This window comes from Sphingomonas morindae (genome assembly GCF_023822065.1).
Taxonomy (GTDB): Bacteria; Pseudomonadota; Alphaproteobacteria; order Sphingomonadales; family Sphingomonadaceae; genus Solisphingomonas; species Solisphingomonas morindae.
Window position 1 is genome coordinate 2,671,952 of record NZ_CP084930.1, and the last position, 12,605, is coordinate 2,684,556.

7 protein-coding genes and 1 tRNA gene are annotated in these 12,605 nt (G+C 69.9%); 2 read left to right on the forward strand and 6 right to left on the reverse strand.

The features are described from left to right. Positions 1–2 precede the first annotated feature (2 nt). From galA to LHA26_RS13110, 4 genes are all read right to left on the reverse strand, one after another. Positions 3–2,447 (reverse strand): beta-galactosidase GalA, encoded by a 2,445-nt coding sequence (gene galA / locus LHA26_RS13095; protein ID WP_252166039.1) that lies wholly within the window; start codon positions 2,445–2,447, stop codon positions 3–5. A gap of 13 nt (positions 2,448–2,460) precedes the next feature. Next, the gene (locus LHA26_RS13100) at positions 2,461–5,379 is read right to left on the reverse strand and encodes a TonB-dependent receptor (RefSeq protein WP_252166040.1); all 2,919 of its coding nucleotides are present in this window, start codon (positions 5,377–5,379) and stop codon (positions 2,461–2,463) included. A 225-nt stretch (positions 5,380–5,604) separates the two neighbouring features. After that, positions 5,605–8,325: a DUF5695 domain-containing protein gene (locus LHA26_RS13105; RefSeq protein WP_252166041.1), complete on the reverse strand. Its 2,721-nt coding sequence runs from the start codon at positions 8,323–8,325 to the stop codon at positions 5,605–5,607. Positions 8,326–8,378: 53 nt separating this feature from the next. After that, complete coding sequence (locus tag LHA26_RS13110) at positions 8,379–9,986, reverse strand: PAS domain-containing hybrid sensor histidine kinase/response regulator family protein (protein WP_252166042.1); 1,608 nt, start codon at positions 9,984–9,986, stop codon at positions 8,379–8,381. 291 nt (positions 9,987–10,277) lie between these two features. Between LHA26_RS13110 and LHA26_RS13115 the strand changes: the two genes are divergently transcribed. Further along, entirely contained in the window at positions 10,278–10,583 is a 306-nt protein-coding gene (locus LHA26_RS13115; RefSeq protein ID WP_252166043.1) for a PspC domain-containing protein, read from the forward strand. Between the two features lie 84 nt (positions 10,584–10,667). On the opposite strand, the gene LHA26_RS13120 is transcribed toward LHA26_RS13115, so the two are convergent. Together LHA26_RS13120 and LHA26_RS13125 are read right to left on the reverse strand one after the other, a co-directional pair. After that, positions 10,668–10,754 (reverse strand) — tRNA-Leu (locus LHA26_RS13120). Between the two features lie 129 nt (positions 10,755–10,883). Then, positions 10,884–11,672 carry a zinc-ribbon domain-containing protein gene (locus LHA26_RS13125; protein WP_252166044.1) on the reverse strand — a complete coding sequence of 263 codons (789 nt, stop codon included), beginning with the start codon at positions 11,670–11,672 and terminating at the stop codon, positions 10,884–10,886. 171 nt (positions 11,673–11,843) lie between these two features. On the opposite strand from LHA26_RS13125, the gene ftsE reads away from it, so the two are divergent. Continuing rightward, positions 11,844–12,569, forward strand: coding sequence for a cell division ATP-binding protein FtsE (gene ftsE / locus LHA26_RS13130; RefSeq protein WP_252168390.1), 726 nt, complete (start codon positions 11,844–11,846; stop codon positions 12,567–12,569). Positions 12,570–12,605 lie beyond the last annotated feature (36 nt).

Genomic DNA, 12,605 nt, shown 5'->3' on the forward strand with positions numbered 1-12,605 from the left:
TGTCAGCCGAGGCCGGCGAGCGTGAGCAGCGCCGGCTTCAGCCCCTCGGCGCGCGCTTCCAGCGCGATCGCGCCGCCGCCAGGGCCGGCCTGCACCAGCGCCATGCACAGCCCGTTGAAGGTGGAGCGGCGGGTGGCGTGATCCGCCTCGAGGCTGCGCGGATCGCCATTGCCGACGCCGAGCAGGCGGGCATCGCCGTGAAGTGCGAACGAGACCAGGCGATCCGCCTGCGGCACCTCGACGCCCGCGCGATCGACGAGCGCGACGCGCACCACCGCCACCGCATCCGCCGCGAGCCGGCGGCGATCGCTGCTGAGCGAGAGGGCGGCGGGCGCCCCGGCCGTATCGCGCCGCGCCCGCGCCACCGGCCGCCCCGCGCGATAGCCCCGCGCCTCCAGCCGTCCGGGTGCGTAGGGCACCGTCCAGGCGGCGTGGCCGAGCCGCTCGACCGCGCGTCGCCCCAGGCTGCGCCCGTTGAGCCGCAGCTCCACCTCGTCGCAATTGCTGTGCGCCCACACCTCGATCGGCGCGCCCTCGCGGCCCGGCCAGGTCCAGTGCGGGAGCAGGTGGAGCACCGTCTCCCCGCTCCACCAGGCGCGGTAATAATGGAAATTGTCCTTGGGAAAGCCGCAGCTGTCGAGCTGCCCAAAATGCGAGGCATTTTCCGGCCAGCGCTCGAACGGGGTCGGCTCGCCGCGATAATCGAAGCCGGTCCATACGAAGCCGCCGGCGAGGAAGGGGCGCGCGGCGTAGAAGCGCAGCCACTGCTCGGCGGTGCTGGCCCAGCTCGGAAACTCCCGATCATAGGCGGGCACCAGCCCGGCGGCATCGTCGCGCGCATAGACGCCCCGCGTCGTCACCGTGCTGCCGGTTTCGGTGCCGATCATCGGCATGGCCGGGTTGGCGGCATGGAAGGCATCGATCTCGTCGAGATGATAGTTGCAGCCCATCACGTCGAGAATGGCGGCGGCGCCCTGTCCGAGCTTGCCGTTCAGCGCCTCGGTGACGGGGCGACTATCGTCGAGCGCGCGGATATGCCGCTTCATCGTCGCCGCGATCCGCGCGCCGGTGGGCGTGCCGCGATGGATTTCCTCGTTGCCGATCCCCCAGAGGAACACGCACGCATGGCCGCGCGCCTGGCGCACCATCCGTTCCAGCTGGGACAGGCCCTCCGCATTGCTGCTCATCTGCCGCGTCTCGCACAGCATCAGCAGCCCCAGCCGGTCGCACGCCTCGAGCACGGCCGGCGGCGGCGGATGGTGGGTGGAGCGATAGGCGTTGCAGCCCATCGCCTTGAGCTGCTCGATTCGCCAGGCGTGCAGGCTGTCCGGCACCGCGAAGCCGACGCCGGCATGATCCTGGTGGTTGCAGCTTCCCTGGATGCGCAGCGGCTGGCCGTTGAGGAAGAAGCCGCGATCGGGATCGAAGCGCGCGAAGCGGATGCCGAAGGCGCGCTCCTGGCGATCGACCACTTGGCCGCCGATCAGCACCTCGGTGATCAGCCGATGCAGCTGCGGCGTGGCGGGCGACCACAAGGCCGGGGCGCGCAGGTCGAGCCGCTGCTCGATCGTCCGCCCGCTCCATTCCGCCAGATCGAGCGGCGCCTCGAGCCGGGCGAGCCGCCCGCCATCGGGCGCGATCAGGGTGGAGCGCAGCCGCGCGGCGCAGGCGGGGCCATGATTGTCGATCTCGGTGGCGATGCGCAGCGCGGCGCCCGCCGGCACGGGATCGGCGCGCACCCAGGCGCCCCAGCGGCGGACATGGGCGGCATGGCTCTTTACCAGCCGCACCGCGCGGTAGAGGCCCGCCCCTTCGTAGGACCAGGCCTCGCCCAGGCTGGCGTCGCACCGGACCACCAGCCAATTTTCCTCGCCCGGCCGCGCGACATCGGTGATGTCGACGGTGAAGGGCGCATAGCCGCTCTCGTTGGAGGCGACGACGAAGCCGTTGAGGATGACGAGGCAGTCGCGCCCGACGCCATCGAATTCCAGCCGCAGCCGGCGGCCGGCATCGGCCGCGGCGATGGGCAGCGCGCGCCGGTACCAGCCGATGCTCGTCTCCGGCCAGCGTCGACCGACCGGCTTGAAGCCCTGGAAGGCGCCGCTCCGGTCCGCCTCCGAGCCCGGCGGGCCGAAGGGCATAAAGGGAAGATCCACCGCCCAATCGTGCGGCAGCCGCACCGTCGCCCAATCGCGCGCGTCGAATTCGGCGCCGGCGACGGGCGTGCCAATCTCGCCCGATTTGGCGTAGCTGTCATGGCTCAGCCCGAAGCCGAAATCGCGCGCCGGATCGGCGGCGTGGCCGAGATGGAAGCGCCAGCCCGCGTCCAGCGCCACCGTCTCGCGCGGCGCCGGCGCCGTGGCGGCGAGCGGGGCGGCATGCGCCGCGCTTAGCGCCGCCGCCGCTCCGCCCGCACCGATGGCGCCGCGCCGCGTGAGACGGATCACGCCGCGCGGTCCGTCAGAAGCTCGCCGTCAGGCCGGCGAACAGCGTGCGCCCGGCGACATCGTAGATGCCGGGATAGGTATTGCCGTTGCCGAAGGCCGAAAGGATGCCGGCGGCGATGGCGGGCGGATCGCGATCGAGCAGATTGTTGGCGCCGACGCGCAGCGTAAGCCGCTTCGCCACATCCACCGTCGCCGCGAGATCGAAATAATTATAGGCCTTGATCCGCCGGTTCACCACGCTCGGCGTGCCGGCGAGGAAGCTGTTGTCGGACAGGCTGGAGAGCGTCACGCGGCCATAATAGCGCCAGTTGAGCGACAGGCTGGCATGGCTCCACGGCGTCTCCCAGGTGGTGCGCAGGCTGTGCCGCCACGCCGGCGTCGGCTGGCCGCAGCTATAGCCGAACCGGCCCTTGCAGTCATAGCTGCCCAGCCCCGGCAGCGGCGAGGCGACGCGCTCCTGCACCCAGGTGCCGACCAGATTGAGGTTCAGCTTGCCGAGCTGACCGAGCGGCGCGGTGTAATCCGCCGTCACGTCGATCCCGGCGGTGCGCAGGAAGCCGGTGTTGAGCGTGGTGGAGACGACATAGCCCGAATTGCCGAACAGCGCGCCGGAGCGGGGATCGCGGTGGAACAGGCCGCAATAGAAGGGATCGCCCGTCTGCTGGCACTGGTTGATCGTCAGGCTGGGATCGATGCTGTTGATATAGTCCGAAACCTTGATCCGGAAATAATCGACCGAGAGCGAGAAGCCGCGCATCATGCGCGGCGTCAGCACCATGCCCACCGTATAGGTATCGCCCTGCTCCGGCTTGAGCGCGCGATTGCCGCCGGCCTGGGCCGAGCAGGTATCGGCGGGGCAGGGGATGATCGAGCCATATTGCGTCGCTGACACGCCGGTGAGCGCGCAGGCCGCCTGGCTCGCCTGCGGCGTGGCGCCCGCGCAGGGATCCTGCGCCGACACATTGCCGACCGACTGGCTGGCGAACAATTCGCCGATATTGGGCGCGCGGATGGCGCGGTTGTAGCTGCCGCGCAGCCGCAGATCGTGGATCGGCGCCCAGCTCAGCTCGGCCTTGTAGGTCCAGACATTGTAGGACGAGCCGAAGCCCGTGGAGCCTTGCTTGTTCTTGTACGCCGAATAGCGGAAGCCGCCATTCACCGTCAGCGTCTCCGCGAAGGGCTTGTTCGCGAGCAGCGGCACCTCGAGCTCGCCAAAGGCCTCGTTGACGGTGATCGAGCCATCCGAATTGGTGGCACCGCCCTGCTGCGCGATCTCGTCGGCGAAGAAGTTGAGCGTCTCGCGTCGATGCTCGCCGCCGAGCACCAGGCTCGCGCCCTGTTCGGCCCACGGGCTCTTGAGGCCGAACGTGCCGAGATCGCTGGTGATCGCGCCCGTCACGGTGGTGAGCGTGTTGCGCGACCGGGTATGGCTGGGCGAATAGAGATAGGTCGCCTGGTCCGCGGTCAGGCCGTTGGCCTGGAAGACGTTGATCGGCACGCAGGCGGGATCGCTGCCGTCCAGCACCGAGCGGCAGGTGAGCGTGCCGTTATTGTTGACGATATCGAGCGCCCGCTGCGCCTTCACCGCGTCGACATTGTTCAGATAGGTCTCGTCATAGCGGACGAGCGCGCGCATCGCGTTGATGTCGTAGCTGAAGCCATGGCCGAGATCGCCGCGCGCGCCGGCGCTGTAGCGCCAGTCCTCGTGGCGCAGATCGTCGCGCCGGGGCAGGGTGCCGTTGCCGCCGAGACGATAGCCGATCAGCGTGTCGCGCGTCTCGCTGGTGCCGGCGGCGGTCCCGCACAGGGCGGAGAGCTGCTGCGCGCTCATCAGCGGCTGGTTGCAGGCGAGGGTGAAGGGCGAGCCCAGGAACAGGGCCGACGGCGCCACCTGCGAGAAGGTGCGGTCGTTCATATACATGAAGCTGCCATAGAGCTTCAGCGCGCTGCTGACGTCGAAATGGGCGAAGGCGCCGGCGGTGTAGCGATTGTCGGAGCGCTGGAAGTAGTTCAGCGGCGCATAATTATAGGTGTAGGCGCTGGTATAGGGCACCCAGGTCTTGCTGCCGTCGGCGGCGTTGGTCAGCGCCTTGCCCTGGTTCGGTCCGGCCAGCGGCGTGAAGCTGCCATAGGGCGTGTTGCTGGAGCCGCCGCAATTGAGCGCGGTGCCGGCGGCGTCGGCGGCCTGGAGCGCGCAGGCCGAAACATCGCGGTTGGACTGGATGATGGGATCGAAGTGGCGATAGCCGCCGAAGATCGAGATATTGCCGCGGCCCCCGGCGAAATTCTTGCCGGCCGAGACATTCACATCCTGCTTGGCGCCATCCACCACCGAACGCGGCGCGGTCTGATAGCCCTGCGCGGTGACGATGTCCTGCAGCCGGCCGGCGCCATTCTCGTGCTGGGCGACGCTGTTCTGCACATCGACGCGCACGCCCTCGAGATTGTTGCGCAGCACGAAATTGACGACGCCCGCGAGCGCATCCGACCCGTAGACGGCGGACGCGCCGCCGGTGAGCACGTCCACCCGATCGATCAGCGCCGCCGGCACGAAGTTGAGGTCGACCGCCTGCTGCGGCAGCATGCGCTGGCCGTTGATCAGGATGAGCGTGCGATTGGCGCCGAGATTGCGCAGATTGATGTTGGCGGTGCCGTCCGAGCCGTTCGAGACATTCTCGTTCGCGTCCGCCGTCACCTGCGGCAACCGCGCCAGCACGCCCTCGACGGTGGTGGCGCCCTGATACTGGATCTCCTGCGAGCCGACGATCGTCACCGGGCTGTTGCTCTGGAGATTGGGCCGCCGGATACGGGTTCCGGTGACGACGATCGATTGCGGTTCGCCGCTCGCCGCGGTGGTGGGATCGGCCGCCGGTTCCCCGGCGGCGGTCACCTGCGCGTAGGCGGTGGAAGAGAGCAGGCCCGCAACGGCCATGCTGATTGCGATCGGGAGTTTGCGCGAGCCAACCATCGAGTGCCCCTTTTGACTCTATTCTTGTAGGGGAATTGCAACATGAGTGGCTGAGAGTGTCAAATATTTTATACGATATGCGGAGCTCGCAATTTTCGGCCGTTTACAGCCGCTTCGGTGGCCATGCGGGGCGCAGGACGGGGCCGGGTGATGCCCGTCCCGCCAGGAAACTGATTCGAGCGCGGCCCCTCAGCCGAGGATCAGCGCCGCTTCGGTTTCGTCCGAATTCAATGGTATGAGCATGGCACCGCGGTCGCGCGCATAGGCCCTTTCGGTGCGGTAGCCGGAGCCGCCGGGCGCGGTTTCGATCCGGAGCCGCGCCACCGGCGCGTGCGGCGTGGCCGGCGCAAGCCCGATCCGCACCGCGCCGCTGGCCGGATCATGATCGAAGCGGGTAAAGCGCCCCGCCTCCAGCTCCAGCCAAAGCCGCTGCGGCGCGAGGAAGAGGCGGGTGCGGGCGGAATCGCGCGGCGCGACATGGATCGTCCCGCCGCGCATCTCCAGCGTTCCGCCAAAGGCGAGCCAGCCGAACGTCTCGTGCCGGATCACATAGGTGGCGGTGGCGAAGGCGTGGCCGAAAAAGCTCATGCCATAATCGCCGGAATAGCCGTCGAAGCGTAGCATGTCGGGATAGGCGTGGAAGGCGCAGGCGCCGAAGCCCTGCTCGTCGATATTGGTCAGCCCGCCCATCAGCCCGCCATAGGCGACCCGCAGCAGATGCACGTCCTCGGGCGCGCGCCGGAAACTGTCGAACAGCGGCAGCGCGTTGAGCGTCGATCCATAATGATGCAGCTGGCGCTCCAGCCGCGCGGTCTTGCCGGCGAAGAGAAAATCCCAGTAGCGGCGCGCGCTGCCATTATAGCCCCAGTGCGGGATCAGCGGATCATAGGCGAGGATCACCTCCCGGGTCAGCGCCGCCTTATCGGCGAAGCCGAAATGCTGCATCCAGGCATAGACTTCCTCTTGGCCGGTGGAGTCCCACGGCATCTCGCTGCCGAAAGGATAGGCCTCGGCGCGCCAATGCTCGGCGCGGGCGCGCATCGCCGCCTCCAGCGCATCGCCCTCGGCATGCCATTGCTCGCGCCGCAGATCGGCGAGCAGCGCCACGAACACATCGCCTTCCATCTGCCCGAAGCCGGCATATTCCGGCGCGAGGCGCGGCATGGCGAGCGCGGTGCGCGCCGCCCGCGCGAGATACCAGCGCCAGTCATGCGCCTTGACCAGCCCCACATGGGTGCGCGCCAGCCGGTACAGCACCCATTGCGCGGCGGTGACATGGACATAGTTGAAGGACCGCACCACCGACTGGGCGGCATCGCGCTTCCAGCTCGACCAGCTGGTCCAGTCGATCGCCGGATCATAGCGGTCCGCCTGGGCGGGATCGTAGAAGAAGAGGCTCTTGCGCACGCCATCGCGCAGCGGTCCATCCGGCACCTGCAGCCGCGTCTCGATCGTCTCGACATGGAACCGCTCAAACTGGGCGATCTGCTGCGGATCGGGTGCGATCAGCTGCTTCATGATCGCCGCCAGCCAGCTGCCGGCGCCGCCCTCGTCGCTCAGCCCCGCGATCCACACCCGCTTGTCCTGGGTGACGATGGCATCGCGCTCGCGATCATAGCTCATGATCGAGGGGCTGCGGCCGAAGCCGTCGTCCGCCCGATCGTACCACTGCCGCGTGAAGAGGAAGCGGCCCAGATCGGAGACGGTGTCGGTGGCGGCCTTGGTGCGGAAATAGTGGATCGCATGGCGCCGCCCATCGGCGTAGCGCAGCAGCAGCCGCGCGCGGCCGAAGCCGTGCCCGGTCACGCGGTAGCGAAGCCAGCCGGGCGCGGCGGGGGCGGCGAGCGGGGTCAGCGTCAGCGCATCAGCCGGGCTGATCTCCATGGCCGCCACGGCGGCGGGCGCGGCAAGGAAGAGATCGGCCGGACAGTCCGCCGGCAGCACATAGCCGGGCAGGCCCACGGCCAGCGGCCGGCCTTCGCCGCGCAGGCGGGTCTCGATCGCGCGCACGCCCGGCGCCAGCACGAAGCGCAGGCCGAAGCGGCGGCGCGCGCCGGGTTCGAGGCGGATCTGGCTGGGCGGGTTCCACTGCTCGACGCCGCGCCACTCCTGCTCGGCAAAGCCGGCGCTCGCCACCAGCCAGCGGTAAAAGCCCTCGAAGGTGAGGCTGCGCGGACGCCGATCCTCGAGCAGGCGCGGCGCCTCAGGCGGGCCGGCCGCGATCGGCGCCCAATTTTCCAGCGGCGTGCCCGCCTCCGGCAGCACCAGCAGCACCGGGCCGCCGCCGCCCAGCGGCGCCACCTGCACATGGCCGGCGTCGAGCCCCATATAGGCCTCGGTGAAGCTCGCCTCGTGATGCGCCTGGTTCAGGTCGCGCCCGGTCAGGCGATTGTCGAAGGGCAGGGCGAAGCCGAGCCCGCCCAGCTCAATCGCCGTCGCGGCGCGGTTGACGATGGTGACGCGCAGCACCAGCGCCTCGCCCTCCACCCGCCAGCGCCGCTCCACGCGCAGCGGCAGAGCGTCTGGAAGGCTCGGCGCGAGATCGGCCGCCGCCAGATCGCCGGGCCGCAAGGGCAGCGGGCGGACCGGGCGGCGATCAAAGGCGGTGGACGCATCCTGCCAGGGGGCGCCCGGCTGGCGCCAGCGCAGATCGATATCGCCGAGCGCATAGAAGCCCGGCTGCGGATCGGCGGGCCCCTTGGCGGCGAAATCGAAGCCGGGCCGGGCTTCGGCCTCGAGCCCGGTCAGCAGCTGCGAGGTGGCGCCGAGGCGCAGCCGGAACGGGCCGGCGACATGGCCCGGCAATGCTGCTGGCGCCGCCGCCGCGCCGGACGGTAGGCGCGGCATCAGCCCGACCATGGCGCTTCCGCCCAGAAACAGCCGCCGGCTCTGCCCGCGCTTACCCGCCATCACCGCCTCCCCTGATCGAATATCGTATTCTATTCGGAGCAGGCGCCGCCTGTCTAGCGTGTCGCGGGGGGCACGTCGCCGGGCGGATCGTGCAGGCCCAGCAGCGCGAGCAGGGTGGGAAGCGAATAGGGTTTGCGCAGCAGCTCGAACCCGTGGCTGCCCTCTTCGGCCAGCACATGGCTGTAGCCGCTGGTCAGCACCACGCGCAGCCGCGGCCAGCGCGCGCGGATGCGCAGCGCCAGCTCGATCCCGCTGATCCCCGGCATCACCACATCGGTGAAGACAAGATCGTAATTGCCCGCCGCCAGTTCCAGCAGCGCCAGCGCCTTGTCCCCGTTGGGCACCCAGGTGACGACCTGGCCCAATTCTTCCAGCAGGCCGCGCGCGAACTGGCCGACCGCCTCATTATCCTCGACCAGCAGCACGCTGCGGGTCGCCAGCTCCAGCCCGTTGGCGGCGAGGCTGGCACCGTCCACCAGGCCCGGCTCGTCGGTCGGATCGGCGAGCGGCAGGAACAGGGTGAAGGCGGTGCCCAGCCCCGGCTGGCTCTCGACATCGACCTCGCCGCCCGACTGCTTCGCGAAGCCATAGACCTGGCTCAGCCCCAGGCCGGTGCCCTTGTTGAGGCCCTTGGTGGTGAAGAAGGGCTCGAAGATCCGCTCGATCGTGTCGGCGGGAATGCCGATTCCGCTATCGACGATGCGGATCGCCACGAATTGGCCCGCCGCCGCCGCATGGCCGCGCACGGCGGGCACGCTCGCCACGGGGCGCGCCTCCAGCCGCAGCGTGCCGCCATTGGGCATGGCGTCGCGCGCGTTGATGACGAGGTTGAGGATCGCCGTTTCGAACTGGTTGGCATCGGCATGGACGCGAATGTCGCTCGCCGCGTCGATCGTCACGGTCACCGCCGCGCCGAGGCTGGTCTCGATGATCTGCCGCATGCCCTCGATGCGACGGGCCACGTCGAAGGTCTCCGGGCGCAGCGGCTGGCGGCGCGCGAAGGCCAGCAACTGGCTCGTCAGCGCGGCGGCGCGGTCGGCGGTTTCGGAAATCGCGTCGATATAGCGCACCCGCCGCGCCTCGGGCAGGTCCGGGCGTTGCAGCATATCCACCGAGGTCCGGATGATGGTGAGCAGATTGTTGAAATCATGCGCCACGCCGCCCGTCAGCCGGCCGACCGCCTCCATCTTCTGCGCCTGCGCCATGGCGTGGCGCGCGCGCTCAAGCTCCTCCTGCGCCTGGCGACGCTCGGTCAGGTCGCGCGTCACCTTGGCGAAGCCGATCAGCGTGCCGCGATCGTCCCGCACCGGACGGATGACGACGCTCGTCCAGAAGCGCGTGCCGTCCTTGCGCATCCGCCAGCCCTCGGCCTCGAACCGGCCCTCCTCGGCGGCGCGGGCGAGGGCGCGCTGCGGCAGGCCGGCGGCGCGATCCTCCTCGGTATAGAAGCGCGAGAAATGCAGGCCGATGATCTCGTCCGCGCCATAGCCCTTGAGCCGTTCGGCGCCGGCATTCCAGCTCGCGACATGGCCCCGCTCGTCGAGCAGGTAGATGGCATAGTCGCGCACCGCGTCGAGCAGCAGCTGAATGCGCCGGTCGGCATCCTGGGCGGCCAGCCCGTCGGGCGCCTCATCGGAAGAAGGCTCTGGAAGATCAGTCACTTGGACGCAGGCCCTCGACAGCGAAGACAGGGAAGGAGGATGAAGGCCATCCCTGCCTGCAGGCGGCGGCCTTTGTCCAGTCCAAGCCGCGCGCCTCCGGCGCGGCCGGTCGCGCGGGATGGGGCGCGAGCGACGTTGCCCCATAGCGGAATACGCCAAGATTTGGCGGCGCATGCGACGAGGCGCGGCGGCGGCATCGTGTTCCCGCCCGTTTTTCCGGCCGTCGGCGAGTTGGCACGCTTCCTGCTGTTGCTGATGAGGTGAAGCAAAGCCTTGTTCAGGAGCTAGAAAATGACCGGTCCCGTCGCCGCCAGCCCCGCCGCCACCGCCGGCAAGGACAATCTGGTCGGCATCTGCCACGGCCTCGGCCAGGATCTCGGCCTCAACCCCTTCTTCCTGCGGATCGTGCTGGCGCTGCTGCTGCTGGTCAGCGCGAAGGTGGCGCTGATCGCCTATGGCCTGTGCGGGCTGACCCTGCTGCTCAGCCGCGCGATCGGCGCACTGGTGGCGCGGCTGGCACGGCGGCGGGCGGCGACGTCCGGCGTGACGCCTCGCCGTGCCGCGCCGCGTCTCGCGCTGCGCGCGCGGCTGGCCTGATCCGTCGCGCCTGTCCGGGCGGGCCGCGGCCGGCGATCCGCCTCGCCCGGGGGGCGGCCGCCTTCCGCTCTGTTCGGATGATGATGGTGCGGTCGAGAAGACTCGAACTTCCACGGCCTTTCGGCCACAGCGACCTCAACGCTGCGCGTCTACCAATTCCGCCACGACCGCACGTCATAACTCCACCAGGGCCCGTTCCGGGCGGCCTGGCAGCCGGTAGGCGGGTGCCTCTAGCTTAAGCCTCAGAGCGACGCAACGCCTGTTTTGCGATTCGTCGCAACAGCGCCGGGGCGGTTTGATTCAGCGCGCCGGCGCGGCGGCGAAGCTGATGGTGAGTCGGCGCGCGCTGCGCGGCACGTCCACCTCGGCGCTGTCGAAATCGGCGCTGGCATGGGCGGCGAGGCTGCGCACCGGCGGGGTGATGGTCCAGCCATAGACGATGTGCTCGGCACTGTCGCGCAGCACGGCCCGGACATCGGGCACGGGCTGGGCGAGACGCGTCGGATTGAAGATCCGGCCCGAGACGGCGAGCAGTTCGTTGCCGCTGGCCATCACGCGACGTTCGGGCTTGTGCGTAAGCTGCAGCATCAGCGGGCTTTCCGGCGCCGATCCGAACAGCGCGGCAAAGCGCGCCGACACGGCCTTGGCCGCGCCGCTGCCCATGCCGAACCAGATCAGCCCGGCGGTCGCGCCGATCATGATCAGCGCGAAAAGAGCGGCGGCAATCGTCCACAACCGAAGTCTGTTGCGCCGGGGCCGTTGGGGCACGGGCGCGAAAGCGGGGCTGAGCGCGCCCGCCTCGTCGGCCGCCGTCGCTTCGGGCCGGGTGACGGGCGGCGGCGGCGGCGGGGAGGGCGGGGGAAAGGCGTCGGCCGGGCCCGCGTCTTCCGGCTCGCGCGCGGGCTCGGGCTGGTACTGGGCCGGTGCTGCGACCGGCGCCGGCGCGGGCGCCTCGAAAGCCTCCGGCACGGGCGGCGGCTGATGCCAGCTGTGGCGGCAGGCGGCGCAGCGTACCTGGCGGCCCTGCGCGCCGATGGCGGTATCGGGCACGAGATAGCGCGTGCCACAGGCCGGACAGCTCAAGATCATGCCAATGCCGCCCCAACCCCCGGTACGCCGTGCGGAAAATGTCTAAGCGCACGGCCCGGCCGCCGCAAGATGGTGCAAGGTCTTGCGCTTGCCCGCCCGGCCCGGGTCGTGCGAAAGCGCGCTGCCGGCGCGCGGTGGGTGCGCCATCGGAAGAGGATGGTCACACGCCTCATGGCGGGCATCGTGCAGTTCGAAAATGTCGGCCTGCGCTACGGCACCGGCAGCGAGACGCTGTCGGACCTGAGCTTCAGCCTGGCGGTGGGCGGCTTCTACTTCCTCACCGGGCCGTCCGGCGCGGGCAAGACCTCGCTGCTCAAGATGCTCTATCTCGCGCAGCGCCCCTCGCGCGGCGCGATCCGCCTGTTCGGCGAGGATGTGGTGCTGGCGCAGCGCGCGCGGCTGCCCGGCTTTCGCCGCCGCATCGGCGTCGTGTTCCAGGATTTCCGGCTGATCCCGCATCTGTCCGCCTTCGACAATGTCGCGCTGCCGCTGCGCGTCGCGGGGGTGGACGAGCGCGATCTGGTGACGCCGGTGCGTGAGATGCTCGCCTGGGTCGGGCTGGCCGACCGCGCCACCGCCCGTCCCGCCACCCTGTCCGGCGGCGAGCAGCAGCGCGTCGCCATCGCGCGCGCGGTGATCGGCCGTCCCGAGATCCTCGTCGCCGACGAGCCGACCGGCAATGTCGATCCCGAGATGGCGGCGCGGCTGCTGCACCTGTTCGATGCGCTCAACACGCTCGGCACCACCATCGTGGTGGCGACCCACGATATTCACCTGCTCTCGCGCGTCGCCAAGGCGGAGATGCTGCGGATCGAGAAGGGCCGGCTGGTCGATCCCACGGGCGCGCTCCGCTATCCGCCGCGCCCCGATTTCAGCCGTGACGGGGTTCGGCCTTGAGCCGCCCCAGCGCCGCCGAGCGCCGGTTGCTGCCCG

What these genes read in the sequence shown, in the direction of transcription:
- LHA26_RS13115 (WP_252166043.1), top strand. Translation starts at nt 10,278, where the DNA reads ATGACCGGTCCCGTCGCCGCCAGCCCCGCCGCCACCGCCGGCAAGGAC.
- LHA26_RS13105 (WP_252166041.1), bottom strand. Translation starts at nt 8,325, where the DNA reads ATGGCGGGTAAGCGCGGGCAGAGCCGGCGGCTGTTTCTGGGCGGAAGC.
- LHA26_RS13125 (WP_252166044.1), bottom strand. Translation starts at nt 11,672, where the DNA reads ATGATCTTGAGCTGTCCGGCCTGTGGCACGCGCTATCTCGTGCCCGAT.
- LHA26_RS13100 (WP_252166040.1), bottom strand. Translation starts at nt 5,379, where the DNA reads ATGGCCGTTGCGGGCCTGCTCTCTTCCACCGCCTACGCGCAGGTGACC.
- ftsE (WP_252168390.1), top strand. Translation starts at nt 11,844, where the DNA reads ATGGCGGGCATCGTGCAGTTCGAAAATGTCGGCCTGCGCTACGGCACC.